Here is a 23,721-nt window from a genome sequence, read left to right on the forward strand (position 1 = left end):
CGCCAGTTCCTCGATGCTCAGCTTGCCGTCGCCGTTCGCATAAAGCACGATCAGCGCATCGTCGGAAACCGCAGAGAGGTCGTCATAGGGCATCGTCATCCGGCCTCAGACGTAGCGCGCAACCCTGTCACGGGCAATCGGCCGCGCCCGGAGGGGTCCGGGCGCGGCCATCGGCTCAGTTGCCCGAGCCGCCGTCAGTCGGCGCATCCGGCGGCGGGGGGGTCATGCCGCCGTGGTGATGCCGCCAGCCGCCAGGTCCGTGGTCATGCGTCGCCTGCGTGAAGCCCTGTTCGGTCACGTTGCCGTCCTTGTCGGTCGGCAGGTGGCCCAACATCATGTCCAGCGGCGCCGCCGCCAGTTCCTCGATGCTCAGCTTGCCGTCGCCGTTCAGGTCCAGCCGCTTCACGATTTCGTCGGCATGCGCCTTGATGCGCGGCTCCATCTTCGCCATCATGAAGGTGGCGAACTCATCGGGCGTGATGAAGCCGTCGCCGTTCGCGTCGATCGCCTTGATCCGGGCCAGCTTGTAGGCCTGAATGTCGTCGGCGGTGATGAAGCCGTGGTTGGCCGTGTCGATGTCGGCGAACTTGATCCCGGCACCGGGGCCCATCATGCCCGGCCCCATCGGCCCCATGTCACCCATCATGCCCATGCCGCCCATCATGCCCATCGGGCCATGATCGCCTCCGGGGCCATGATCACCACCGTGGCGGTGGTGCCACCAGTTGCGCCAGCCGCCCTCCTTCGGGCCGTGCTCGTCGCCGCCCGCGCCCTCGCCCGGCCGACCCATGCCGCCACGCATCGCCTGCATGGAGTCGAAAGTTTCCTTGGTGATCTTACCCCCACCGGCCTTCAGCATCCGCTCGACCATGCGGTCCATCGGCAGCGGCATCGCGGCCAGTTCGTCGACGCTGACCTTGCCGTCGGCGTTCTTGTCGATCCGGGCGACCATCTCGGTGGCGCGCGCCAGAATGCGGTCGTGGGCCAACTGGGTCATCTTCGCGGCGATCTCGTCGGCGGTCAGGAAGCCGTCGTTGTTCGCGTCGAGCCCCTTGATCTGCGACGCCACATAGGCGTGGACCTCATCCGGGCTCAGCACCTTGTCGCCGTTGGTGTCGATCTGCGCGAAGGCCACCATTCCCATCGGGCCGCCCATCGGCGCGGGGGCGGTCTGCGCGAAGACCGCCATGCCCACGCCGGTCGCCATCACGGCGCCCAGCGTCAGGGCGGTCAGTGTTGACTTGAACTTCATGCCTGTTCTCCATCTGCGTTGTGTCCCGGCAACCGCCGCGATCTGAGGGTCAAACGCGGGGACCGCCCGGTTCCGTCGCGGGCAGGCGGAAAATCGCGCCGCTCGCGACATCGCGACGCAAGCGCCGCCGCCGGGGTGGCATCCGCGCGAACTTGCATTATGTTGGCGCAATCATTCAGAGGCGCGAACGACCATGACCGACTCCACTTCGATGGACGACGAAGACCGTCCGATGCGGCCCGCCATGTTGCGTGGCTGGCGGCGGCGCTGCCCCTGCTGCGGCGCGGGTCCGATGCTGCGCGGTTACCTGAAAGTGCGCGACACCTGCCCGGTCTGCGGCGAGGAGCTTTACCACCAGCGCGCCGATGACGGCCCGGCCTATCTGACGATCCTGATCGTCGGTCACCTGATGGCGCCGCTGCTGCTGTACATCTTCGTGGAATACCGGCCCGATCCGCTGGTGCTGGCCAGCGCGTTCTGCGTCGGCACGGTGGCCCTGTCGCTGTTCCTGCTGCCCCGGCTGAAGGGCGTGATGATCGCGATCCAGTGGGCCAAGCGGATGCACGGCTTCGGCACCGGCGACGTGGAGACCGCGTGACCGAGGATCCGCCGATCCGCGACGCGGCAACGGTGATCCTGGTGCGCACCGGGCCCGAGGGGCCCGAGGTGCTGATGGGTCAGCGCGGCGCGGGGGCGGCCTTCATGCCGTCGAAGTTCGTCTTTCCCGGTGGCGCCGTCGATGCGGGCGATGCCGCCGTGCCGCTGGCCGCGGCGCTCGATCCCGCCTGCCAGGCGCGGCTGGCGCAGGGCGCCGGGCCCGAGGGCGCCGCGCGCCTTGCCGTTGCCGCGATCCGCGAGCTGTGGGAGGAAACCGGGCTGGCGCTGGCGGTTCCCGGCCTCTGGCCCGGCCCCGCGCCATCGGGGTGGGAGGGCTTCGCCACCGCCGGGTTGGTGCCCGCCGCCGGGGCGCTGCGCTTTGTTTTCCGCGCCGTCACGCCGCCCGGCCGCACGCGCCGGTTCGACGCGCGCTTCTTTCTGGCCGACGCGGGCGCGGTGGTCGGCGATGCGGCCGATCTGTCGCGCGCCTCCGACGAGCTGGCGCATCTGCAGTGGATTGCGCTCGGCCGCGCGCGCCACTTCGACCTGCCGTTCATCACCTCGATCGTGCTGGCCGAGGTGACGGAGGTGCTGCGCAGCGGCGGCGCGGCCCCCGCATCGGTGCCGTTCTTCGACAATTCCGGCCCCGTGCCCGCCTTCCGCCGGATCACCTGACCCGCCTCAGCCCAACGCGACGATCATCACGATGCCAAGCGTCAGCAGCGTGATGCCCAGCAGTTCGACCGGCCGAACCCGCTCGCGGAACGCCAGAACCGAGATCAGGTAGCCAAAGACCACGTCGATCTGGCCCACGCTGCGCACATAGGCCGCGTTTTGCAGGGTGAAGGCGGTGAACCAGCCGAACGACCCCAGCACCCCCATCACCCCCACCAGCGAGGTCGCGCGCCAGGCGTGCAGCACGCGGCCGATTTCGCCGGGTTCACGCCAGCGCAGCCAGGCCGCCATCGCCACCGTCTGGAACGTGGTCACGCAGGCCAGCGCCAGCGCGGCGCGCAACAGCACGTCATCGCGCGCAATCTCCAGCGTCGCGCCGCGATAGCCGATGGACGAGACGCCAAAGAACGCACCCGCCAGCAGGCCCAGCCCGGTCGCCCGGTTGAAGACGGATCCGCGTTTGCCTTCGGCGGGCCTGGGGGGCCGCGACAGCAGGATCACCCCCGCAACGCCCAGCAGGATGGCGACAAACCCCCAGGCCGAGGTGCGGTCGCCAAGGATCAGGCCCGAGACCAGCGCCACCTGCACCGTCTCGGTCTTGGTGAAGGCGATGCCCACGGCAAGGCTGCGTTCGGAAAACAGCGCGACCGTGCACAGGGTCGCGATGATCTGGCCGGTTCCGCCCACCAGCGCGAACGCCCAGAACCGCGCATCCAGCGCGGGCATCCCCAGCCCCGAGCGCGCGATCAGCGCCGCCGTGGCCATCGCCGCAAGCGGCGCCGCGACCAGAAACCGCGAGAAGGTCGCGCCCCCGGTCGACAGGCCAAGCCGCCTCAGCCGCTTTTGCAGCGAGAACCGCACCGCCTGCACCAGGGCGGCGAACAAGGTGGCCGGAATCCAGAGTGACATGGGGCGGTTCTGGCACGCCGTCCGGGCAGCGTCGAGGGGGTCAGCGCGGCCGGTAGAACGGATGCGGCACCGGGTCTTTCGCCGTCAGCAGATGCGCCCGGAAGATCTCGGCGTAGGAGCGGTAGACATAGCCCTCGTTGCAGGCGACGTAGCGCTCCTTGCCCCGCGCATAAAGCGCGGGCAGCCGATACCACGGCACGTCCGGGTGCTGATGGTGCACCACATGCAGGTTGTTGTTGAGATACAGAAGCGCCAGCGGCCCGCGATCCTCGATGATCACGGTGCGCGCCCGTGCCCTTTCATGTGCGCGATGTTCCAGGAAGGTGCGGATCTTCAGCAGCGACATGCCCGCGTAGGCCGCGACGACATAGGCCCAGACCGGCATCGACCCGACCGCCAGCAGCCAGACCAGCACCAGCGCCACGCCGAAGCCGTGCAGCACCCAAGCGTCGCGCACCGCAGCGTCGCCCGCGCGGATCAGCCGCCAGTCGCCGCGCACGAAGGCATAGGTGCCGATCGCCGGGCCCAGCAGCATCCGCCCCAGCAGCGTGTTGTTCAGCCGCAGCAGGTGCTGCACCGGCCGCGACAGCCGCGACCACACCGCCGGGTCGAGATAGTTCGTCTCGGGGTCGTCGTAGGGATCGGTCAGGATCGGGTCATAGTGGTGCGCCAGATGCGTCTCGCGAAACCGCAGGTAGGGGATGCACAGCGTCAGCCCCGCAAACACCAGCGCGTGGTTCAGCGTGGCGTTGCGGAACGGATGGCCATGCAGCGCCTCATGCTGAAGCGAGGAGAACTGCGCAATCGCCAGCGCGGTCAGCACGATCCCCAGCGGCAACCAGACCGCCGCCGCCGCTGTCGTGCCGACGATCCAGAGCGCATAGGTCGCCACCAGCAGCCCCAGCGTCGGCCATTCCACCGCGCCCACGGATTCGTCGTTCAAGATCAAGACCTCCGCACCTGCCCTTACGGTCGGCTTAGCACCGGCACGGCGGATCGTGAATCCGGAAGATGCGCAACATATCCTAAACAGTTGTGATAATATTCACCACATGCCGCAAAGAATCGACAAACGCCTTCGCGCCGCCCTGTTCCGTGACCGTCTGGCCCGCGCGATGGCCGACAAGGGGGTGAACCAAAGCGCGCTGGCGCGCCTGGTGGGGGTGGACCGCTCCACCGTGTCGCAGCTTCTGGCGGTCGGCGAGGCGCGGCTGCCGAATGCGCAGGTGGTGGCCGAATGCGCCGCGGCGCTGGGCGTTTCGGCGGATTGGCTGCTGGGCCTGACCGAGCGGCCCGAGCGGCTGGCCGACCTGCTGGCCACCTCGCTGTCGATGACCGAAGCGCCCCGCGCGCTGATCGACGAGCGCATCTTCGCCTGGCATCAGGAGGCCGCGGGCTACAAGATCCGCCATGTGCCCGCCACCCTGCCCGACATGCTCAAGACCCACGAGATGCTGCGCTGGGAGTATGAGCCGCAGTTGGGCCGCAGCGCCGAACAGGCGATCGGCGCTTCAGAGGATCGGCTGCGCTGGATGCGATCCGCCCGGTCGGACTATGAAATCGCGCTGCCGCTGCATGAACTGGCCGCCTTCGCCACCGCCACCGGCTATTACGCCGGGCTGCCCGCCGCGATCCGGCGCGATCAGATCGACCGGCTGCTGGAGCTGCTGGACCAGCTTTACCCGGCGCTGCGGCTTTACCTCTTTGACGCGCGGCGGCTGTTTTCGGCACCGATCACGGTGTTCGGGCCGCTGCTGGCGGTGCTCTACCTTGGCCGCCACTACCTCGCCTTTCGCGACAGCGACCGGGTGGCGGGCTTCACCCAGCACTTCGACGGGCTGGTGCGCGAGGCCGCCATTGGCGCCCGCGACATGCCTGCCCACCTCAGGGAACTGCGCGCGCAGATCAGGGATTGAGGCGCGGAAATCGACGCGATCTCCGGCGTTGACAAAAAAACATTCCAAACTCATCATATTTTGACCGCAAGCAGGGAGAACGGCATGGAAGACTTCGCGCCGACCGGATCGGGCTTTGTCCTGCCCCCTGTTGCACAGACCGCCGCCCGGCGCGACCGGGCCCTGCTGGTGGCCCATGCCGCCGGATCACTCGCCGACGCGATCACCTTCCACCGCTGCGGTCCGACCGTCTCCATCGGCTGCCACCAGACCTTCGAACACGAGGCGCGCCGCGACTACTGCGCCGCCAATGGCGTGCCGGTGGTGCGGCGCGCGACGGCGGGCGGGGCGCTTTACCTCGACGCCGGGCAACAGGGCATGACCCTTGTCGTGCCCGCCGCCGCGCTGGGGCGCACGCTGGCCGAGCGGCTGGCAACCGGCGCCGCCATTGTCGCCGATGCCTTGGCCGCCTTGGGCGTCGCGACCGCGTTCAAGGCGCCGAACGACCTTCAGGTCGACGGGCGGCAAAAGATCGCCTCGGTCTTTCTGGCCGAAGCGGGCGGTTCCGCGCTGCTGTTCGCCACCGTGATCGTGCGGCTCGACCTCGCCGCCGCGATGCAGGCGCTGCTGGTGCCAACCGAAAAGCTGACCGTTACCGGCCTTGAACATGCCAAGGAGCGGATGACCTCGCTGGAGGAGTTGCTGAGCGTCGCCCCGCCCGAGCCCGTGCTGACCGGCGCGCTGCACGCAGCGACCGCGGCGCGGCTGGGCCTGCGGCTGACCACGCCGCCCGAGGGCCCGTCCCTCGCGAGCCCGCCCGAGGAACCCTGGACGCTGGACGGCACCCGGTTCGAGACCAAGGACAAGGTGCCCGGCGCCACGCTGCGGCTGCTGCTGGACCTTGACGGCGACGCGGCGCAACTGGTGCGCTTTGCCACCGACGGCCACATCAGCCCCGCCGATACGCTGAACCGTCTGGCGCGGCATCTGACCGGCGCCTCGGTCGCCGACCTTTCCGCCCGCGCCACCGACTGGCTGGCGGCCGAGGCGCCCGAGACCGCAGGCTTCGCCGCGGCGGATGTGGTGAAGCTGATCGAGCGCGCCGCCTCGAAATGGTCGATGCAGGAATGGCTGGGGCTTAGCCCGGCGCAGACCTCGGGGTTGATGCTGGCGGGCGGCGGCAACGATCCCGCCGCCGCTTTGGCGCGTGCGAACGTCATGCTGGTGCCCTATTGCGCCAAGCCGTCGTGGTGCAAATGGCGCCACACCGTCGATTGCGTCGAATGCGGCCAGTGTGAGGTCGGCGACGCCTACCTGATGGCACGGGAACGCAACATGGAGGTGGTCACGATCACCAACTTCGAGCACCTCGCCGACACCCTGAAAGAGATGAAGGCCAGCGGCGTGGAAAGCTATGTCGGGATGTGCTGCGGCGAGTTCTTCCTGAAACGCCACCACGCCTTTCGCGACAGCGGGATGGAGGCGGTGCTTTTGGATATCGAGGGCGCCACCTGCTACGAACTGAAAGAGGAACACCTCGCCTATGCCGGGGCGTTCAGCGCCGAGGCGGCGCTGGACCTCGACGCGGTGCAGAAGGTGATGGCCAGGGTGCCGGTGCAGGACGCCGCGCGCCGCCCCTGCCTGACCGGCGCCGCCCCCCGGGTGGGCGAGCGGCACCATGAACTGGTCACCGGCGGCGGTTGCAAGAGCTGTTCGTGCAAGACCACGAAGCAGGGCTGACGGCGCGTAAGGTCGGCCCTGTCGGAACAGAGGGCAGCGCCCGACCGCGGGTGGGCGCCGCACGGGCTGGGGTCCGCACTTCATGGTGCGGCCAACCCGAGCGTCGTGCCCCGCACCAACGTGGCGCAAGCGCCCGCCCAGGGGGCGGTCGGGCGCTGCCCGGCGGGCTTCGCCCTTGATTCCGGGCAAGGGGCAGGCAAGGCGGGGTTCACCCGACGCGACGCTCGCCTCTCAGCGCATGTCGGGCCGCAACCGCTTCAGGTCATAGCCGTTGAAGTCCAGCAACTGCCGTGCCGCCTCCAGCAGGTCGGCGCGCAGGGTCGGCGCGCGGCTGAGGATTGCGCCGAAATGGCCCGACGGCGTGCCGATCACCATCGCGCGGTTGTCGGCGTCGATCCAGAGCACCCACCACGGCTCGCCCAGGGGGCCGTGCAGATCGGGCCGGAACCGCCCGCCCGCCCCCAGGGGAACCGCCGTCACCGTGCGCGCCCCAAGCCCGGCGCAGTCCGACAGCGTCAGGCTCAGCGAGCCGTCGCGCCGCGAAGTCACCTGCGTCAGGCCGACCGCGCAGCCCGACCGGGCCGGATCGTAGAACCCGGCGACCTCGTGCCAGGGGCCCGCCAGCCGCACCGGATCGAGCCCGGCGATCGAATAGAGCGGCGCGCCCTCGGTGCGGTAGGGCGCCTCGCGCGGGGGGGGTGGCGCGCAAGCGGCCAGCAGCAGCAAGAGTATCAGGCTCAGTTGACGCATTGGGTGACCGTCCGTCCTTGATCGTCGAGCAGATCCTGACAGCCGATCAGCGGGGTGATCGGCGCGCAGGTGTGACTTTTCGCAAGGCATCCGGCCGTGCAGTCGGTGCCCCGGTCGCACTGCCTGCCCGCATCGGGCGGCGTGCGGAAACACAGCATCCCCTTGCCCGGCGTGCCCGCGAACTCGCCCCCCGACCGCTGGCAGGCCGCCTTGTCCTGCGCCACGCTGGCCGCGCCGACCGGCGGCAGCTTGGGCGGCGCATCGGTCATGCAGCCGACCACCGTGAGGCAAAGCAGGGCGACGGACAGGCGTCTGATCATGGCGTCGCTCCATCTCTCCGGACTTGCGGGCTCTCCGGACTTGCGGGGTCAAGGGACGTCAATTCCAGCCCCTGCGCAAGCCCTTCAGTAGGGCATCGGATGCGCCTTGTGGGCCGCCGCGATCTCGTCCAGCACCTCGGCCGACAGGGTCAGACCGGCCGCCCCCAGCGCCACCTCAAGCTGCGCCAGCGTGGTCGCGCCCAGGATCGGGATCACCGGAAACGGCCGCGTGCGGGTCCAGGCCAGCGCCATCTGCACCGGGTCCAGCCCGTGCCGCGCCGCGATGCCAAGGTAGGATGACACCGCCTCCCATACGCGCGGGCTGATGCGGCCGCCCAGGTCGGGCGTGCGGGCCCGGCGCGAGCCCTCAGGCGTCACGTCGCCCGCGTATTTGCCGGTCAGCAGCCCCGCCGCCAGCGGCGAAAAGGCGAGGATCGGCACCTCTTCGTTGTGACAGAGTTCCGCCATGTCGGTATCCGCTAGGCGGCACAGCAGCGAATATTCGTTCTGCACCGAGGCGATGCGGGGCAGCCCGTTCTCCTCGGCCAGCCGCAGCCACAGGGCGGTGCCCCAGGCGCTTTCGTTCGACAGCGCGAAGGCGCGGATTTTCCCCGCCTTCACCAGCGTCTGCGCCGCCTCCAGCATGTCGAGCATATGCGCCACGGTCGCCGCGCGATCCTGCGCCCTGGGGTCGAAGCGCCAGTTCTGGCGGAAGTTGTAGGAACTCCGGCTGGGCCAGTGAATCTGGTAAAGGTCGATCACGTCGGTCTTCAACCGCACCAGCGAGGCTTCGGCGGCCGCGATCATCGTGGCCCCGTTGACGCCGGCACCGTTACGCACCGCGGCCTGCCCCGGCCCCGAAACCTTGGTGGCCAGCACGACGTCGGCCCGCCGCCCGGACCTCGCCAGCCAGGCCCCGATGATCGCTTCGGTGCGCCCCACCGCCGCGGCGCGCACCGGCTGGGTCGGGTACATCTCGGCGGTGTCGAGAAAATTGATCCCGGCGTCCAGCGCGCGGTCGATCTGGGCGTGGGCTCCGGCCTCGTCGGTCTGGTTGCCCCAGGTCATCGTGCCCAGGCAGAACTCGGAAACGGTCAGGCCGCTGCGGCCAAGCGGGATCATCTTCATCGTGCGCCTCTGTCCTGGGGCGCCCCGAACAGGCGCACGCGTCGGACGGAACCCTAAAGCCCGAGGCGGCGGGGGCAAGGGGCGGCATTGAGAACGCAAGAGGAACACGATAGGCTTTTGCCATGACGACTCATGTCCTGACCCGCCGCGGCGACCGTGCCCGCCCTGCCCTGCCCATCCTTGAAGGCGGGGGGTTGGACGGCGTGACGCTGGACCGCGCGCGGCTGCACGAGGTCTGCGGCCCGGCACGGCGGACCTTCGCGCTGATCGTGGCGCGGGCGACGCCGGGCGAAGTCTTGTGGATCTGCCCGGCATGGGGGGCGGAACGCCTTTACCCCCCGGCGGTGACCGACTTCATCGACCCCGGCCGCCTGATCCTGGTGACGCCGAAACGGGCCGAAGACCTGCTCTGGGCGGCGGAAGAGGGGTTGCGGGCGGGCGCGCTGGCGCTGGTGGTGGCCGATCTGCCCGGCCCGCCCGGCCTGACCCCGGTCAGGCGGCTGCATCTGGCCGCCGAGACCGGCGCGGCCGAGGGGCGGCACGCGCCGCTGGGGCTGATCCTGACGCCGGGCGACGGCGGCGCGGCGGGCGTCGAAACCCGCTGGCACATGGCACCCCGGCACGCCGAGGTCGCGACGCGCTGGCAATTGGAACGCCGTCGGGCGCGGGTGCTGCCGCCGAAGGGCTGGGTGCTGACGCGCGATCCGGCCGGGGCCCTGAGCCTCGGCGAAGAACCGCCAAGCGTCGCCGGGAAATGAACCGTTGCGCGACGCCCGCCGTATGGGCCCGCCGTATGGGCCCGCCGGATAGAGGGTTGTGCCGAAGGAGAGACCGATGCGCCTGATCGCCGCCCTGACCGCCTTGCTTGTCGTCGTCGGCCCCTTCACGGCAGACGCCGCCCCGCGCCGCTATGCGCTTCAGCCCGAACTGTCGAGCGTCGGCTATGAAACCGACTTCGGCCCCGACAAGATCACCGGCACCATGCCGGTGACCCAGGCCGACCTGACGCTCGACTTCGCGGGGCTGGCCAACAGCACGGTGGCGGTCACGCTGAATGCGGCGAAGGCCACGGCCAGCTTTCCCTTCGCCGCGCAGGCGATGCGCGGGCCGCTGGTGCTCGACACCGCGGACCACCCGCTGATCACCTTCGTCAGCACCGCCGTTCGCCCGGTCGGCGACGGCGCGGAAATCGACGGCAGCCTGACGATGCGCGGGGTCACCCGGCCCTTCACGCTGATGGCCGCGCTTTACCGCCAGCACGGCACCGCCGCCAGCGACCTGACGCATCTGGAGATTCACCTGACCGGCACCATCCACCGCAGCGACTTCGGCGCGAAGGGCTGGGCCGACATGGTCGGCAATGACGTGCGGCTGAACATCGTCGCCATGCTGGCCGAGACTGGCGCATGAAGCTCGGCAACCGCCCCGATCGCTTCGGCCCGCTGACCCGTGCCCTCCACTGGGTCATGGCCGCGGGCATCCTGGGGATGCTCGCCTTCGGCCTGACGCTGGTGCGCATGAAGATGAGCCTTGCCACCGTCTGGCTGTTCGGCCTGCACAAGAGCCTCGGCCTGACCCTGCTCGCGCTCGCGCTGCTGCGCCTGCTCTGGCACCGGTTCAGCCCGCCGCCGAGGCCGCTCGGCGGGGTGCCGCCGGTGCAGTTGGCGCTTGCCCGCTGGACGCATCGGGCGCTTTACGGCCTGATGCTGGCGGTGCCGCTGTCGGGCTGGGCGGGCAGCGCCGCGACCGGGATCGACGTGGTGATCTTCAACACCTGGACCCTGCCGCCGATCGTGCCGCCATCCGAGGCGGGGGCCAAGGCGCTCCTGCTGCTGCACCACTGGTTCACCTGGGCGCTGATGGCGGTTCTGGCGCTGCATGTGGCGGGGGCGCTGAAACGGTCGCTGATCGGCCGCGACGGCACGCTGCGCCGGATGGTGACGGGGCGGCGCTGAGCGGAGCCCGAGCGTTCCCGCGCGCATCGGCCAAATCCGACAGCGGAATGACGGTCCGGGACTGGGCTTCCCGCGCCGGCTCGGCCAATGTGGGGCCACGCCACCGTCGGACCCCTGCCCCATGCGCCTGATCCTGACCTTTGCCGCCCTGTTCCTGTCGGATGTGATGCTGCAGTTCGGCACCGGCGGGGTGGCGCCGCTGGATGCGCTGTCGGGGCTGGTGCTGCATTTCTCCAATGCGCAGATCGGCCTGCTGGGCTCGGCGCATTTCGCAGGCTTCCTGATCGGCTGCTGGTGGACGCCGCGCCTGCTGGGCACCGTCGGCCATTCGCGCGCCTTCTCGGCCTTCGCGGCGGCAGGCACGATCGGCATCCTGTCGCACATGCTGGTGGTCAATCCCTATGCCTGGATGGGCATGCGGATGCTGTCGGGCCTGTGCGTGGCGGGCTGCTACACCATCATCGAGGCCTGGCTGAACGCCAAGCTGACGAACGAAAGCCGCGGCCGCACGATGGGCATCTACCGCACGGTGGACGCGGGCGGCAGCTTTGGCGCGCAGCTTTTCATCAGCTTCCTGCCCACCGCCAACTTCGTCTCCTACAACCTGCTCGCCATCCTCTGTTGCGCCGCGCTGTTCCCGATCGCGCTCACCCGGATGCCGCAGCCGGATATTCCCGACGCGCCCCGGCTGCGCCCGAAGCTGGCCTGGGACTGTTCGCCGTTGGGCGCCGTCGGCGTGATGGTGGCCGGGCTGACCGGGTCGTCGTTCCGCATGGTCGGGCCGCTCTACGGCGTGGCGATCGGGCTGTCGGTGCACCAGATCGCGCTGTTTCTGGCGACCTATGTCGCCGGGGGCTGGGTCGCGCAGATGCCGGTGGGCGCGCTGGCCGACCGGTTCGACCGGCGGATCGTGCTGATGGGCCTGTCGGCGGGCACGATCGTTGCGGCCGGGGTCACGGTGATGTTCGCCCATATGGGCACCGGGGCGGTGCTGGTGGCGGCGGCGATGTTCGGCTTCACCACCTTCCCGCTCTACTCCGTCTCCTCAGCGCACGGCCACGACTTCGCCAGGAATGCCGAGCGGGTGGAACTGTCGGCCGCGCAGATGTTCCTCTGGGCCTGCGGCGCCGTGGCCAGCCCGGTGATCTCGTCGGCGCTGATCACCTACGCGGGGCCCCGCGCGATGTTCGGCTTCATCGCCCTGATGAATGGCCTCTTGATTGCGTTCGGCCTGGCCCGGATGGCGGCGCGGCCAAGTCGGCGCAACCGCACCCGCTTCGTATCCGAGCCGCGCACCTCGTTCATGATCGGCCAGCTTCAGCAGCCCTTGCGCGACGCGCCGCCCGACGAGCCCCGCTAAGCCTCTGGCCACCGACCCTCTGGCCACCAACCCTCTGGCCCTCGCCCGGTTCGGGCGCTAAACACCGCCCGAACGGGAGAAAAGGCGCGCGCGCATGGCACGGATTCTGATCACCTCGGCGATCCCCTACATCAACGGCATCAAGCATCTGGGCAACCTTGTCGGCAGCCAGCTTCCCGCCGACCTGACCGCCCGCTACCTGCGCGCGCGGGGGCACGAGGTGATGTTCATCTGCGCCACCGACGAACACGGCACCCCCGCCGAACTGGCCGCCGCCAAGGCCGGAAAACCGGTCGAACAATTCTGCGCCGAGATGCACGAGGTGCAAAAGGATATCGCCGCCGGGTTCCGCCTGTCCTTCGACCACTTCGGCCGCTCCTCCAGCTTGCGCAACCGCGCGCTCACCCAGCATTTCGCCGGGCGGCTGGCCGACGCCGGGCTGATCGCCGAGGTGATGGAAAAGCAGGTCTATTCCCACGCCGACAAACGCTTCCTGCCCGACCGCTACATCGAGGGCACCTGCCCGAACTGCGGCTACGAGCGTGCGCGCGGCGACCAGTGCGAGAATTGCACCAAGCAGCTTGACCCGACCGACCTGATCAACCCGCGCTCGGCGATCTCCGGCTCCACCGACCTCGAAATCCGCGAGACCAAGCACCTTTACCTGCGCCAGTCGGCGCTGAAGGGGCAGTTGCGCGACTGGATCGTCTCGAAAACCCGGCCCGACGCGAACGGCGCCCCGGCCTGGCCCGTGCTCACCACCTCGATCGCGCTGAAATGGCTCGACGACGGCGAGGGGCTGCAGGACCGTGGCATCACCCGCGACCTTTACTGGGGCGTGCCGGTCAAGAAGGGCACCGAAGACTGGCCGGGGATGGAGGGCAAGGTCTTCTACGTCTGGTTCGACGCGCCGATCGAATACATCGCCGCCACCGCCGAATGGGCCGACGCGCAGGGCCTGCCCGACGCCGCCTGGCAGCGCTGGTGGCGCACCGACCTCGGCGCCGCCGACGTGCGCTACATCGAGTTCATGGGCAAGGACAACGTGCCCTTTCACACCCTCTCGTTCCCCGCCACCATCCTCGGCGCCAATTTCGACGGGGCCGAGCCGTGGAAGCTGGTCGATTACATCAAGTCGTTCAACTACCTGAATTATGACGGCGGCCAGTTCTCCACCTCCCAGGGCCGCGGCGTCTTCATGGATCAGGCGCTGAGCATCCTGCCCGCCGACTACTGGCGCTGGTGGCTGCTCTCCCACGCCCCCGAAAGCTCCGACTCCGAGTTCACCTGGGAAAACTTCCAGACCGCGGTGAACAAAGACCTTGCCGACGTGCTGGGCAATTTCATCAGCCGCATCACCAAGTTCTGCCGCGCGAAATTCGGCGAGGTCGTGCCCGCAGGGGGCACCACCGGCGAGCGTGAGGCCGCCCTGATCGCCGAACTGACCACCCGCATCCGCGCCTACGAGGCGAACATGGAGGCGATGGAGGTCCGCAAGGCGGCGGGCGAACTGCGCGCGATCTGGGTTGCGGGCAACGAATACCTGCAATCCGCCGCCCCCTGGACGGTGGTGAAAACCGACCCCGAGGCCGCCGCCGCGATGGTCCGCCTGTCGCTGAACCTCACCCGCCTCTACGCGATCCTGTCGCAACCCTTCATCCCCGACGCCGCCGCTTCCACCATGGCCGCGCTCGCCTGCACCGACTGGACCTGGCCCACCGACATCGCCGAGGCCCTCGACGTGCTCCCCCCCGGCCACGCCTTCACCGTGCCCGAAGTGCTCTTCCGCAAGATCACGGATGAGGAACGGGCGGAGTGGCAGGTGCGGTTCGCGGGGGTAAGGACGTAGGGGAGGCGCAACTTCGTAGGGCGTGATTTATCCCGCCATTGTCCGCCGTCCAGCGAGGTAAACCCCGCCCTACTGTTGCTGAGATAGGAGCTGGAGACCGTCACGCATTAAATCTACAAACGCCTTGGCATCGGAAAAGTAGTTCCTGAAGGCGTCCCGAATGTTCTCTTCGGACTCACCTCGGACCAGAACTATGTCCGCGCTTTCACCAAGCTCTTTCTCCAATTCGTCGTATCGCTCAATAGCTCTATTGACGTTTTCAAATGTCTCCACACGCAAAGCATCTTCGCCTTCAGGAACGTTGAAACGAAAGATCAAGAGAGTATTCCGCCGAAATCTCAAATTTCGGTCACTTGTCTGACGAAGGTTGTCAAAAGTAGTAAGCAAACCAAGACGCCGATCTGCGTCCGTAAACTCTCTAACAATCTCATCACCACTCATGCCAGCGCAGCAAGAATTCATGCCCTCACTTGTTCTTGCAATGATCTCACTTGCAAGTTGGAAATACCGCAAATAGTAGTCCGATGCCTGAGCAAATTTTATTCTGCTCGACGTCACAAGGTCAGCAACTTCAACTGCGGTTGCCCAAGCGTGCTGCGGCAGAGTCCTATACTGAATCTCGACGCGCAGGCCATTCCAAGGGACTCCGCCAGCAGAATTGACGTTATATTCATATACATCGTGAATACCGCGGTATCCGGTAGGTTTCGGATTCGCAATGTAGTCATACCTATCCAACTCGTGCGTAAGAGAATGCCTCCAGCGGGCAGCGTGCATCGAGTTTCTGGTCATGTGAAGGTCGCCAGAGTCACGGAAGACCATCCGGCAACCGGCAATATCGTGCATTGCATATAGCGGCATGGAAGGCTCACGCCGCAGTTTATCAATAATAGTATTTCTTCTCTTTAATCTCTGCCCGACACTCATTGCCACTGAACGGGAGTGATTGCGAATATTAGCCTGAAAAGTATTAAGAATGTAAGCATGTGAGCCACGAAAATTTTCAATAACGATAATATCATCATCGTTTGGATGACCAGCAATCATCCGTTTGCCCGCCGTTCTTATTCTATTTCTTGTGAAAAGAGGGCGGACAAAATTCACCATTATCCCTCACCCATCCATCTTCAGCGCATTGATAAACGCTTCCTGCGGGATCTCCACCTTCCCGAACTGGCGCATCTTCTTCTTGCCGGCCTTCTGCTTGTCCAGCAGCTTGCGCTTGCGGGTGGCGTCGCCGCCGTAGCACTTGGCCGTCACGTCCTTGCGCATCGCCGACAGCGTTTCGCGCGCGATCACGCGGCCGCCGATGGCCGCCTGAATCGGGATCTTGAACATGTGCCGGGGGATCAGTTCCTTCAGCTTTTCCACCATCGCCCGGCCCCGCATCTCGGCGCGGTCGCGGTGGACCAGCATCGACAGCGCATCGACCGGCTCGTCGTTCACCAGGATCGACATCTTGACGAGGAAATCCTCGCGGTAGCCGGAGATCTGGTAGTCGAAGCTGGCGTAGCCCTTGGTGATCGATTTCAGCCGGTCGTAGAAGTCGAACACCACCTCGTTCAGCGGCAGGTCGTAGACCACCATCGCGCGGCTGCCGGCGTAGCTGAGGTCAAGCTGAATCCCGCGCCGGTCCTGACAGAGCTTCAGCACGTCGCCAAGGTATTCGTCGGGCACCAGGATCGTCGCCTTGATGCGCGGCTCCTCGATGTGGTCGACGAAGGTCAGGTCGGGCATGTCGGCGGGGTTGTGCAACTCCGTCATCGTGCCGTCGCGCATGTGCAGGTGATAGACCACCGAGGGCGCGGTGGTGATCAGGTCGATGTCATACTCGCGTTCCAGCCGGTCGCGGATCACCTCAAGGTGCAGCAGGCCCAGGAACCCGCAGCGGAAGCCGAAGCCGAGCGCGGCCGAGGTTTCCATCTCATAGGAAAACGAAGCATCATTCAGCGCCAGCTTCTCGATGGCATCCCGCAGCGCCTCGAATTCCGAACTGTCCACCGGGAACAGCCCGCAGAACACCACCTGCTGCGCGGGCTTGAAGCCCGGCAGCGCCTCCAGGCAGCCGCGCCGTTCATGCGTGATGGTGTCGCCCACGCGGGTGTCGCGCACTAGCTTGATGCTGGCGGTCAGGATGCCGATCTCGCCCGGCCCAAGCTCGCCGATGTCCACCATCTGCGGCTTCAGAACGGCGAGCTTTTCCACGCCGTAGAACGCGTTGGTCTGCATCATGCGGATGCGGTCGCCCTTCTTCAGCACGCCGTCGATGATGCGCACCAGCACGACGACGCCCAGATAGCTGTCGTACCACGAATCCACCAGCATCGCCTTCAAGGGCGCGTCACGGTCGCCCTTGGGCGCGGGCAGCCGCGTCACGATGGCCTCCAGCACATCCGGGATGCCAAGGCCCGACTTGGCCGAGATCAGCACGGCCTGGCTGGCGTCGATGCCGATCACGTCCTCGATCTGGGCGCGCACCTGTTCGGGTTCGGCGGCGGGCAGGTCGATCTTGTTCAAGACCGGCACGATCTCGTGCCCCGCGTCGATCGCCTGATAGACGTTGGCCAGCGTCTGCGCCTCGACGCCCTGCGAGGCATCGACGACCAGCAGCGAGCCTTCGACGGCGCGCATCGAGCGGCTGACCTCGTAGCCGAAGTCGACATGGCCGGGGGTGTCGATCAGGTTCAGGATGTAGGTCTTGCCATCCTTCGCCGGATACTCGATCCGCACGGTGTTCGCCTTGATGGTGATGCCGCGCTCGCGCTCGATATCCATCGAGTCGAGCAACTGCTCCTTCATGTCGCGCGTGGCGACGGTGCCGGTCGACTGGATCAGCCGGTCGGCGAGGGTGGATTTGCCGTGGTCGATATGCGCCACGATCGAGAAATTGCGGATCAGGGAAAGCTCGGTCATATGCGGCGGTATGGCAGGTTTTTCAGGCCGGTCAAGGCGGCGCGGCGGGCGCGGCCCGGGGGCCGCTTCGGGCTTGACCTTCCCGCGGCGGGAAGGCGCAGTCTGCGCGATGCCAGACTCAGGAAAGGACAGGCCATGACGCAGATGACGAAACTTTCGATCCCCGAGATGAGTTGCGGGCATTGCAAGGCGGTGGTGGAACGCGCGATCGCGGGCCAGGATGCGGGCGCGAAGGTGGCGGTCGACCTCGACACGCACACCGTCGCGGTGGAAAGCGCAGCCCCGGTGGCGGCGCTGATCAAGGCGCTGGCGGACGAGGGCTATCCGGCCACGGTGATCTGACCCGCGGGGCGGTGCGAATCAGCTGTTCGCCGCCGCCCCGACCGCACAGCCGCCGCCCATGCGCCCCATCTTGTGCCGCATCCGGGCGCGGGCACATGTTCTGCCACCGTCGGCACGCATCGTCGCATCTCTGAGGGTCGCGTTGTCAGACCCGGAAAAAGCTGGCATTGTTTCGCCATCGACAGCTTATGCGCCAGCAGGGGACAAACCCTTGCGGCATCACGGAAAGAGGCAACTGATGAAGATATTCCTGTTGGCATTCGTGCTGACCGTCCTGTGCGCGTCCCTGGCCGAGGCCGGACCAATCGAATCCGCCTGCCTGCGCTCGGGCAACAACAACGCTTCGGCCGCACTTTGCGGCTGCATCCAGCGGGTCGCCGACCAGACCCTGCAGGGGGCCGACCAGCGCCGCGCCGCCGGGTTCTTCCAGAACCCCGACCAGGCGCAGGACGTCCGCATGTCGAAATCGAGTGACGACAATGCGTTCTGGCAGCGTTACAGCAACTTCGGCACCACCGCCGCGGCCCGCTGCGGCGGCTGAGCCCAAGGCGAATTGCGTTTTTCCGGCGCGAGGAGATCAGAAATCGCCCAAGTCCTCGGGCGAAGTCCGAGTCAGCATAAACGCAGTTCGCTTTAGCGGAAGGCGGGCCCGTGGGCCCAGATCGTCAGCGAATAGCGTTCGCCCGCGCTTACCGGGGTGACGCGGTGCAGCACGAAGGCCGGAAACAGGATCGTCGCGCCGACCGTGCGCGGCGCCTCCAGCGCCGTGCCGTGCGGCCAAAGCTCCAGCCCGCCGCCCGCATAGCCTGCAGGCTCTGACAACTGCACCACCAGCGTCAGCTTGCGCCGCCGCGCCAGCGGCCCCTCGCCGATATCGGCGTGCCAGCCGAAATGGCCCTGCCGCTCGGCGCCATAGCGCGCCACCTGCGCACTTTCCGCGAACTCGTCGAGCGCAAAGTCGAAATGCTCGCGGTTGACCTTCGCCACCAGCCTCACCAGCCGGTCGGTGACCCAGCCCGCCTCGGGCCAGTCGTCGAGCCAGGCCACTTCGGCGCGCCGCGTGGCGGCATCGCTGACCCCGCGCACAAGGCCCGCCTCGCGCATCGGCCCTTGAGCAACCAGCGCGATGATGCGGGCGCAGTCTTCGGGCGAGAATGCGTCGGGGATGGGACAGGGGGCCAGCAGGGTCGGACACTCCGGAAAAGGGCTGGCCGCCTGATGCGCCGCGCAAACGACCTTAGGCCAAGCCGCGCAAACGCAAAAGGCCCCGCCGGGGCGGGGCCTCAACGATTTCGCACACTGCGAGAATGCTCAGGCGGCGACCTGGGCCTTGGCGATGTCTTTCTTGATCTTCAGCGCCTTGACCGACAATTCGTCATCCTTCGCCTTGGCGAGGAAGGCGTCGAGCCCGCCACGGTGATCCACCGTGCGCAGCGCCGCCGCCGAGACGCGCAGCTTGAACGACTGCCCCAGGATGTCCGAGATCATCGTGACATCGTTCAGGTTCGGCAAGAACCGACGCCGGGACTTGTTGTTGGCGTGGCTGACTTTGTTGCCCGACATCGGGCCCTTACCGCTCAGTTCGCAAACGCGCGACATTGTCGTGTTCCTTGTTCTCTTAAACGCAGAGGGCACCGCAGAGGGCGGCGCACCGAATTCCATCCGCGCCGTTTAGGGGGATTCCCGGGGAAGGTCAAGCGGGTCCGCGCGCCCCTGCAACCGCGCCAGCATCTTCTCGGCCGCGGCCGCCGGTGACAGCCGCCCGGCCTCGACCTCGGCGCCCAGTTGCGCCAGCGCGTCGCGCGCCACACCGGGGCGCGTCAGCACCGCCAGCAGGCCCGCCCGCACCTCCTCCTCGAACCAGCCGCGGGCCTGCGCCGCCCGCGCCGCCGCGAAATGACCCTGCGCGCGGCGCCAGTCGGCCAACGCCTGCATCTCGGCCCAGGCCACCGCCAGCCCGCCGCCCTCCACCGCCGAGACGCTCATCGCCTTGGGAAACCCCTCCGGATCCTGCGGGCGGCGGCGCAACAGCCGCAGCGCCCCGGCATAGTCCGCCATCGTGCGCAGCGCGGCCGACTTCAGATCGCCATCGGCCTTGTTCACCAGGATCAGGTCGGCCATCTCCATGATGCCGCGCTTGACGCCCTGCAACTCGTCGCCGCCCGCCGGGGCCAGCAGCAGCACGAACAGGTCGGACATCCCCGCCACCATCGTTTCCGACTGACCGACGCCGACCGTCTCGATCAGCACGACGTCGAACCCCGCCGCCTCGCACAGCGCCACCGCCTCGCGCGTGCGCCGCGCCACGCCGCCCATCTGCGCCTGACTGGGGCTGGGCCGGATGAAAGCGCGCGGATCGCGGCTCAGCCGCTCCATCCGGGTCTTGTCGCCCAGGATCGAGCCGCCCGAGCGGGCCGAGGACGGATCGACCGCCAGCACCGCCACCCGCAGCCCCTGCCCGGTCAGCATCAGCCCGAAGGCCTCGATGAAGGTCGACTTGCCCACCCCCGGCGTGCCCGACAGCCCGATCCGCAGCGCCTGCCGCCCCTGGCCCAGCGCATCAAGCAGCGCCACCGCCCGCGCCCGGTGATCGGCGCGCGCGCTTTCCACCAGCGTGATCGCGCGGGCCAGCGCGCGGCGGTCGCCCGCCCGAAGCCGCTCTGCCAGATCGTCCTCGGTCATAACCGCCCCCACCTTCCCGGCGGCGATCGCCCGCCGACGCCAGCCCCGCCCCGCGCAAGATCGCGCGACCGACCGGCCTGAGGGGTTTCTTGCCCCGGCCGGGCGGTGTATGTCCAGCCCGCAGGACGAACACGCGAGCCCCCCATGCCCCTTCTCCGCCGGACCATCGCCGCACTTGCCCTTTCGCTGGTCGCCGCCGCCCCCGGCGCAGGTGCCGCCGAGGTGCGCGACACCGGGGTCTTCGACTTCGACGTCGGCGGCTTCCGCGCGGGCATCCTCGTCTTCAACGGCGTTCTGTCCGGCGATTACTATGCCGTCAACGGCCGCTTCTCCACCGCGGGCCTTGTCGCCCTGGTCAAGACCATGGCCTACGAGGCGACGGTGACCGGCAAGATCGTCAACGGCACGCCGCACCCCGACACCTATGTGCTGACCTCGAACCCCGGCCAAGACCAGCACGTCGAGACCATGACCTACACCGACGGCACGCCTAATGCGCTGCTGCGGGACCGGCCCCGCGATTCCGACCCGCTGGCCCTCGCCCCCGCCACGCAAGCGGGCACGGTCGACACACTGACCGCGATCTATCAAACCATGCGCGCGATGCCCGCAGCGCAGGCCTGCACCGGTTCCATCGCCATGTACGACGGCACCCGCCATGCCAGCCTCACGCTTTCGCCCGCCGATGGCAGCGGCGACACCCTGACCTGCAAGGGCGAATATCGCCGCGTCGCGGGCTATTCCGCCAAGGACATGGCCCACCCGGCCTTCCCGTTCCGCGTGACCTACGCCCCCACCGCCGACGGGCAGGTCCAGGTCGACCAGATCGAGATGGATTCGATCTTCGGCAGCGCGAGCCTGAAGCGGCGCTAGGGCCGTGCGCGCGCCCCTGCCGATCGACGCGGCGCTGCCCGGACTGATCGCCGCGATCCGGGCCCACGGCGGCGCCGTGCTGCAAGCCCCCCCGGCGCGGGCAAGACCTCCCGCGTGCCGCTCGCCCTGCTCGACGCCGGGTTTCCCGGCCGCATCGTCATGCTGGAACCCCGTCGCCTCGCCGCCCGCGCCGCCGCCGAGCGGATGGCCGAGACGCTGGGCGAAGCCGTCGGCCAGACCGTCGGCTACCGCATCCGCGGCGAGGCGAAAGTGTCGCGCGCCACCCGCATCGAGGTGGTGACCGAGGGCATCCTGACCCGGATGATCCAGTCCGACCCCGCGCTGACGGGCGTCGGCGCGCTGATCTTCGATGAGTTCCACGAACGCTCGCTGAACGCCGACCTCGGCCTTGCCCTCGCCTGCGAGGTGCGCGCGGCCCTGCGCGACGACCTGATCCTGATCGTGATGTCGGCGACCCTTGACGCCGAACCCGTGGGCGCCCTGCTGAACGCCCCCGTCATCACCTCCGAAGGCCGCGCCTTTCCGGTGGTAACCCGCTGGCGCGATCGCCCGCAGCGCCCCGGCACAAGGCTGGAACCCGCCGCCGCCGACCTGATCGCCGAGGCCGTGGCCGAAACCGACGGCGGCGTGCTCGTCTTCCTGCCCGGCGAGGGCGAGATCCGCCGCGTCGAGTCGTTGCTCGCGGGCCGCCTGCCCCCCGGCTGCACCGTCCGCCCCCTCTTCGGCGCGATGGAGTTCGCCGCCCAGCGCGCCGCCATCGCCCCCGCGACCACCGGCCGCAAGATCGTGCTGGCCACCGCCATCGCCGAAACCTCGCTGACGATCGAGGATATCCGCGTGGTGATCGACACCGGCCGCGCCCGCCGCGCCCGCTTCGACCCCGCCTCCGGCATGCAGCGCCTCGTCACCGAACGCGTGACGCGGGCCGAGGCCGACCAGCGCCGCGGCCGCGCGGGCCGGGTGGCGCCGGGCATCTGCTACCGGCTCTGGACCCGCGGCGAGGAAGGCGCCCTCGCCGCCTTTCCGCCCGCCGAGATCGAGGCCGCCGATCTGACCGCCTTCGCGCTCGACCTCGCGCTCTGGGGCGCACGCGACGCGGGTGGCATGGCCTTCCTGACCGCCCCCGCCCCCGCCGCCTTCGCCGAGGCGCGCGCGCTGCTGGCCGAACTCGGCGCGCTTGATGCGGCGGGCGCCATCACTGCCCACGGCAAGGCCCTCGCGGCGCTGCCGCTGCATCCCCGCCTCGGTCACATGCTGCTGACGGCGGGCCGGGCCGCCGCTCCCCTCGCCGCGCTCCTCTCCGACCGCGACCCGCTGCCCCGCAGCGCCCCCAGCGACCTCGGCCTGCGCCTCGCTGCCCTCGCCGACCCCCGCGCCTATGCCGACCGCCACCCCTGGGCCCCCGACCGCGGTGCCATCGAGCGCATCCGCGCCGAGGCCCGCCGCCTCGCCGCCCTCGCCCCCGCTACAACCGACGCCTTCGACCCCGCCGAAATGGCCGCCCTCGCCTACCCCGACCGCATCGGCCAGCGCCGCCCCGGCGAGGCGCCGCGCTACCTGCTGTCGGGCGGCAAGGGCGCCGCCTTCGACCCCGCCGACCCGCTGGCGCAAAGCCGCCTGATCGTCGCCACCGACCTCGACGGCGACCCACGCGAAGCCCGCATCCGGCAGGCGATCCCGTTCAGCGACACCGCCCTGCGCCGCCTCTTTGCCCCGCTGATCCAGCCCCGCGACCTCGTCGAATGGTCGCGCCGCGACCGCCGCGTCACCGCCCGCCAGCAACAGGTGTTCGGCGCCCTCGTGCTCGACGACCGCCCCTGGCCCGACGCCCCGCCCGAAGCCCTCGCGAAAGCCGCCGCCGATGGATTGCGCGACCTCGGCCTCGACGCCGCCAACTTCTCCACCGCCGCCCGCCGCTTGCGCGCCCGGGTCGAATTCCTGCGCGCCGAGGGCGCCGCCCTGCCCGACATGTCCGACACCGGCCTGATGGCCCGCCTCGACACCTGGCTCACCCCCCACCTCGGCGCCCGCCGCACCGCCGCCGACCTCGCCCAGCTTGACCTGGCTGACCCGTTGCGCCAAAGCCTGACGTGGGAGGAAACCCAGCTCCTCGACCGCCTCGCCCCCGCCCATTACGAAACCCCGCTCGGCCGCCGGGTGCCGATCGACTACGACGGCGGCGCCCCGGCGATCGAGCTTCGCCTGCAAGAGCTGTTCGGCGTCACGACCCACCCCACGGTCGGCCCCAAACGCCTGCCGCTCCGCCTCATCCTGTTGTCACCCGGCGCGAAACCGGTGCAGACCACGATGGACCTGCCCGGCTTCTGGGCCACCAGCTACGCCGATGTCCGCCGCGACATGCGCGGCCGCTACCCGCGCCACCCCTGGCCCGAAGACCCGACCGAAGCCGACCCCACCACCCGCGCCAAGCCGCGCGGCACCTGACGGCGGCGCGCCCAT

The 23,721-nt window shown here is 68.7% G+C and carries 23 protein-coding genes and 1 pseudogene; 13 read left to right on the forward strand and 11 right to left on the reverse strand.

Annotated elements, in window-relative coordinates; translation table 11 throughout:
- Positions 1-175: 175 nt before the first annotated feature.
- The gene (locus AC11WY_RS14220) at positions 176-1,252 is read right to left on the reverse strand and encodes an EF-hand domain-containing protein (protein WP_482926607.1); all 1,077 of its coding nucleotides are present in this window, start codon (positions 1,250-1,252) and stop codon (positions 176-178) included.
- A 193-nt stretch (positions 1,253-1,445) separates the two neighbouring features.
- Between AC11WY_RS14220 and AC11WY_RS14225 the strand changes: the two genes are divergently transcribed.
- Both AC11WY_RS14225 and AC11WY_RS14230 read left to right on the forward strand, forming a co-directional pair.
- Positions 1,446-1,850, forward strand: coding sequence for a DUF983 domain-containing protein (locus AC11WY_RS14225; RefSeq protein ID WP_482926609.1), 405 nt, complete (start codon positions 1,446-1,448; stop codon positions 1,848-1,850).
- Entirely contained in the window at positions 1,847-2,524 is a 678-nt protein-coding gene (locus AC11WY_RS14230) for an NUDIX hydrolase (protein ID WP_482926611.1), read from the forward strand. Before AC11WY_RS14225 ends, AC11WY_RS14230 begins: the two co-directional genes overlap by 4 nt.
- A 6-nt stretch (positions 2,525-2,530) precedes the next feature.
- On the opposite strand, the gene AC11WY_RS14235 is transcribed toward AC11WY_RS14230, so the two are convergent.
- Positions 2,531-3,433: an EamA family transporter gene (locus AC11WY_RS14235; RefSeq protein ID WP_482926613.1), complete on the reverse strand. Its 903-nt coding sequence runs from the start codon at positions 3,431-3,433 to the stop codon at positions 2,531-2,533.
- A gap of 40 nt (positions 3,434-3,473) precedes the next feature.
- Positions 3,474-4,376, reverse strand: a complete 903-nt coding sequence (locus AC11WY_RS14240) for a fatty acid desaturase (protein WP_482926615.1) — start codon at positions 4,374-4,376, stop codon at positions 3,474-3,476.
- A 109-nt stretch (positions 4,377-4,485) separates the two neighbouring features.
- Here AC11WY_RS14240 and AC11WY_RS14245 point away from each other — a divergent pair, with 109 nt between their 5' ends.
- Together AC11WY_RS14245 and AC11WY_RS14250 are read left to right on the forward strand one after the other, a co-directional pair.
- On the forward strand, positions 4,486-5,349 hold the full coding sequence (locus AC11WY_RS14245) for a helix-turn-helix domain-containing protein (protein WP_482926617.1): 864 nt from the start codon (positions 4,486-4,488) through the stop codon (positions 5,347-5,349).
- A gap of 84 nt (positions 5,350-5,433) precedes the next feature.
- Positions 5,434-7,068, forward strand: a complete 1,635-nt coding sequence (locus AC11WY_RS14250; protein ID WP_482926619.1) for a lipoate--protein ligase family protein — start codon at positions 5,434-5,436, stop codon at positions 7,066-7,068.
- A gap of 231 nt (positions 7,069-7,299) precedes the next feature.
- Here AC11WY_RS14250 and AC11WY_RS14255 read toward each other — a convergent pair whose 3' ends face one another.
- From AC11WY_RS14255 to AC11WY_RS14265, 3 genes are all read right to left on the reverse strand, one after another.
- Complete coding sequence (locus tag AC11WY_RS14255; protein WP_482926621.1) at positions 7,300-7,818, reverse strand: lipocalin family protein; 519 nt, start codon at positions 7,816-7,818, stop codon at positions 7,300-7,302.
- Positions 7,806-8,138, reverse strand: coding sequence for a hypothetical protein (locus tag AC11WY_RS14260; RefSeq protein WP_482926623.1), 333 nt, complete (start codon positions 8,136-8,138; stop codon positions 7,806-7,808). The genes AC11WY_RS14255 and AC11WY_RS14260 overlap by 13 nt, the downstream gene beginning before the upstream one ends.
- A gap of 84 nt (positions 8,139-8,222) precedes the next feature.
- On the reverse strand, positions 8,223-9,266 hold the full coding sequence (locus AC11WY_RS14265; protein WP_482926625.1) for an aldo/keto reductase: 1,044 nt from the start codon (positions 9,264-9,266) through the stop codon (positions 8,223-8,225).
- Positions 9,267-9,388: 122 nt separating this feature from the next.
- On the opposite strand from AC11WY_RS14265, the gene AC11WY_RS14270 reads away from it, so the two are divergent.
- From AC11WY_RS14270 to metG, 5 genes are all read left to right on the forward strand, one after another.
- Positions 9,389-10,024, forward strand: a complete 636-nt coding sequence (locus AC11WY_RS14270; protein ID WP_482926627.1) for an ImuA family protein — start codon at positions 9,389-9,391, stop codon at positions 10,022-10,024.
- 76 nt (positions 10,025-10,100) lie between these two features.
- A complete protein-coding gene (locus tag AC11WY_RS14275) occupies positions 10,101-10,676 on the forward strand; it encodes a YceI family protein (protein ID WP_482926629.1) in 576 nt (191 codons plus the stop codon).
- A complete protein-coding gene (locus tag AC11WY_RS14280; RefSeq protein WP_482926631.1) occupies positions 10,673-11,221 on the forward strand; it encodes a cytochrome b in 549 nt (182 codons plus the stop codon). The genes AC11WY_RS14275 and AC11WY_RS14280 overlap by 4 nt, the downstream gene beginning before the upstream one ends.
- A 121-nt stretch (positions 11,222-11,342) precedes the next feature.
- Positions 11,343-12,581 carry an MFS transporter gene (locus AC11WY_RS14285; RefSeq protein WP_482926633.1) on the forward strand — a complete coding sequence of 413 codons (1,239 nt, stop codon included), beginning with the start codon at positions 11,343-11,345 and terminating at the stop codon, positions 12,579-12,581.
- Between the two features lie 94 nt (positions 12,582-12,675).
- A complete protein-coding gene (gene metG / locus AC11WY_RS14290) occupies positions 12,676-14,430 on the forward strand; it encodes a methionine--tRNA ligase (protein ID WP_482926635.1) in 1,755 nt (584 codons plus the stop codon).
- A 69-nt stretch (positions 14,431-14,499) separates the two neighbouring features.
- Here the strand turns inward: metG and AC11WY_RS14295 are convergent, their stop codons facing one another.
- The gene (locus tag AC11WY_RS14295; RefSeq protein WP_482926637.1) at positions 14,500-15,537 is read right to left on the reverse strand and encodes a RelA/SpoT domain-containing protein; all 1,038 of its coding nucleotides are present in this window, start codon (positions 15,535-15,537) and stop codon (positions 14,500-14,502) included.
- A gap of 6 nt (positions 15,538-15,543) precedes the next feature.
- Positions 15,544-17,343: a translation elongation factor 4 gene (lepA, locus tag AC11WY_RS14300; protein ID WP_482926639.1), complete on the reverse strand. Its 1,800-nt coding sequence runs from the start codon at positions 17,341-17,343 to the stop codon at positions 15,544-15,546.
- Positions 17,344-17,478: 135 nt separating this feature from the next.
- Here lepA and AC11WY_RS14305 point away from each other — a divergent pair, with 135 nt between their 5' ends.
- Together AC11WY_RS14305 and AC11WY_RS14310 are read left to right on the forward strand one after the other, a co-directional pair.
- On the forward strand, positions 17,479-17,685 hold the full coding sequence (locus tag AC11WY_RS14305; RefSeq protein WP_482926641.1) for a heavy-metal-associated domain-containing protein: 207 nt from the start codon (positions 17,479-17,481) through the stop codon (positions 17,683-17,685).
- Between the two features lie 238 nt (positions 17,686-17,923).
- Positions 17,924-18,226 (forward strand): hypothetical protein, encoded by a 303-nt coding sequence (locus AC11WY_RS14310; RefSeq protein ID WP_482926643.1) that lies wholly within the window; start codon positions 17,924-17,926, stop codon positions 18,224-18,226.
- A gap of 92 nt (positions 18,227-18,318) precedes the next feature.
- Here the strand turns inward: AC11WY_RS14310 and AC11WY_RS14315 are convergent, their stop codons facing one another.
- The 3 genes from AC11WY_RS14315 to meaB all read right to left on the reverse strand — a co-directional run bounded on the left by AC11WY_RS14315 (position 18,319) and on the right by meaB (position 20,367).
- Entirely contained in the window at positions 18,319-18,789 is a 471-nt protein-coding gene (locus AC11WY_RS14315; protein WP_482926645.1) for a 2OG-Fe(II) oxygenase, read from the reverse strand.
- A gap of 207 nt (positions 18,790-18,996) precedes the next feature.
- Positions 18,997-19,284 (reverse strand): 50S ribosomal protein L28, encoded by a 288-nt coding sequence (gene rpmB, locus AC11WY_RS14320; protein ID WP_482926647.1) that lies wholly within the window; start codon positions 19,282-19,284, stop codon positions 18,997-18,999.
- A 72-nt stretch (positions 19,285-19,356) separates the two neighbouring features.
- Positions 19,357-20,367, reverse strand: coding sequence for a methylmalonyl Co-A mutase-associated GTPase MeaB (gene meaB / locus AC11WY_RS14325; RefSeq protein ID WP_482926649.1), 1,011 nt, complete (start codon positions 20,365-20,367; stop codon positions 19,357-19,359).
- A gap of 144 nt (positions 20,368-20,511) precedes the next feature.
- On the opposite strand from meaB, the gene AC11WY_RS14330 reads away from it, so the two are divergent.
- Entirely contained in the window at positions 20,512-21,240 is a 729-nt protein-coding gene (locus AC11WY_RS14330; RefSeq protein WP_482926651.1) for a DUF3108 domain-containing protein, read from the forward strand.
- Positions 21,241-21,244: 4 nt separating this feature from the next.
- Positions 21,245-23,706 (forward strand): annotated as a pseudogene (gene hrpB / locus AC11WY_RS14335) (ATP-dependent helicase HrpB).
- Positions 23,707-23,721 lie beyond the last annotated feature (15 nt).

The sequence above is a fragment of the Solirhodobacter sp. genome (assembly GCF_964715405.1).

Excerpts from the sequence above, each read along its gene's own strand:
- AC11WY_RS14295 (WP_482926637.1), bottom strand. The coding sequence starts at position 15,537 with ATGGTGAATTTTGTCCGCCCTCTTTTCACAAGAAATAGAATAAGAACG.
- AC11WY_RS14315 (WP_482926645.1), bottom strand. The coding sequence starts at position 18,789 with ATGCGCGAGGCGGGCCTTGTGCGCGGGGTCAGCGATGCCGCCACGCGG.
- AC11WY_RS14245 (WP_482926617.1), top strand. The coding sequence starts at position 4,486 with ATGCCGCAAAGAATCGACAAACGCCTTCGCGCCGCCCTGTTCCGTGAC.
- AC11WY_RS14265 (WP_482926625.1), bottom strand. The coding sequence starts at position 9,266 with ATGAAGATGATCCCGCTTGGCCGCAGCGGCCTGACCGTTTCCGAGTTC.
- AC11WY_RS14280 (WP_482926631.1), top strand. The coding sequence starts at position 10,673 with ATGAAGCTCGGCAACCGCCCCGATCGCTTCGGCCCGCTGACCCGTGCC.
- AC11WY_RS14285 (WP_482926633.1), top strand. The coding sequence starts at position 11,343 with ATGCGCCTGATCCTGACCTTTGCCGCCCTGTTCCTGTCGGATGTGATG.
- AC11WY_RS14250 (WP_482926619.1), top strand. The coding sequence starts at position 5,434 with ATGGAAGACTTCGCGCCGACCGGATCGGGCTTTGTCCTGCCCCCTGTT.
- AC11WY_RS14310 (WP_482926643.1), top strand. The coding sequence starts at position 17,924 with ATGAAGATATTCCTGTTGGCATTCGTGCTGACCGTCCTGTGCGCGTCC.
- AC11WY_RS14220 (WP_482926607.1), bottom strand. The coding sequence starts at position 1,252 with ATGAAGTTCAAGTCAACACTGACCGCCCTGACGCTGGGCGCCGTGATG.
- lepA (WP_482926639.1), bottom strand. The coding sequence starts at position 17,343 with ATGACCGAGCTTTCCCTGATCCGCAATTTCTCGATCGTGGCGCATATC.
- AC11WY_RS14275 (WP_482926629.1), top strand. The coding sequence starts at position 10,101 with ATGCGCCTGATCGCCGCCCTGACCGCCTTGCTTGTCGTCGTCGGCCCC.
- AC11WY_RS14330 (WP_482926651.1), top strand. The coding sequence starts at position 20,512 with ATGCCCCTTCTCCGCCGGACCATCGCCGCACTTGCCCTTTCGCTGGTC.
- AC11WY_RS14225 (WP_482926609.1), top strand. The coding sequence starts at position 1,446 with ATGACCGACTCCACTTCGATGGACGACGAAGACCGTCCGATGCGGCCC.
- AC11WY_RS14270 (WP_482926627.1), top strand. The coding sequence starts at position 9,389 with ATGACGACTCATGTCCTGACCCGCCGCGGCGACCGTGCCCGCCCTGCC.
- AC11WY_RS14260 (WP_482926623.1), bottom strand. The coding sequence starts at position 8,138 with ATGATCAGACGCCTGTCCGTCGCCCTGCTTTGCCTCACGGTGGTCGGC.
- AC11WY_RS14305 (WP_482926641.1), top strand. The coding sequence starts at position 17,479 with ATGACGCAGATGACGAAACTTTCGATCCCCGAGATGAGTTGCGGGCAT.
- meaB (WP_482926649.1), bottom strand. The coding sequence starts at position 20,367 with ATGACCGAGGACGATCTGGCAGAGCGGCTTCGGGCGGGCGACCGCCGC.
- AC11WY_RS14235 (WP_482926613.1), bottom strand. The coding sequence starts at position 3,433 with ATGTCACTCTGGATTCCGGCCACCTTGTTCGCCGCCCTGGTGCAGGCG.
- AC11WY_RS14255 (WP_482926621.1), bottom strand. The coding sequence starts at position 7,818 with ATGCGTCAACTGAGCCTGATACTCTTGCTGCTGCTGGCCGCTTGCGCG.
- rpmB (WP_482926647.1), bottom strand. The coding sequence starts at position 19,284 with ATGTCGCGCGTTTGCGAACTGAGCGGTAAGGGCCCGATGTCGGGCAAC.
- metG (WP_482926635.1), top strand. The coding sequence starts at position 12,676 with ATGGCACGGATTCTGATCACCTCGGCGATCCCCTACATCAACGGCATC.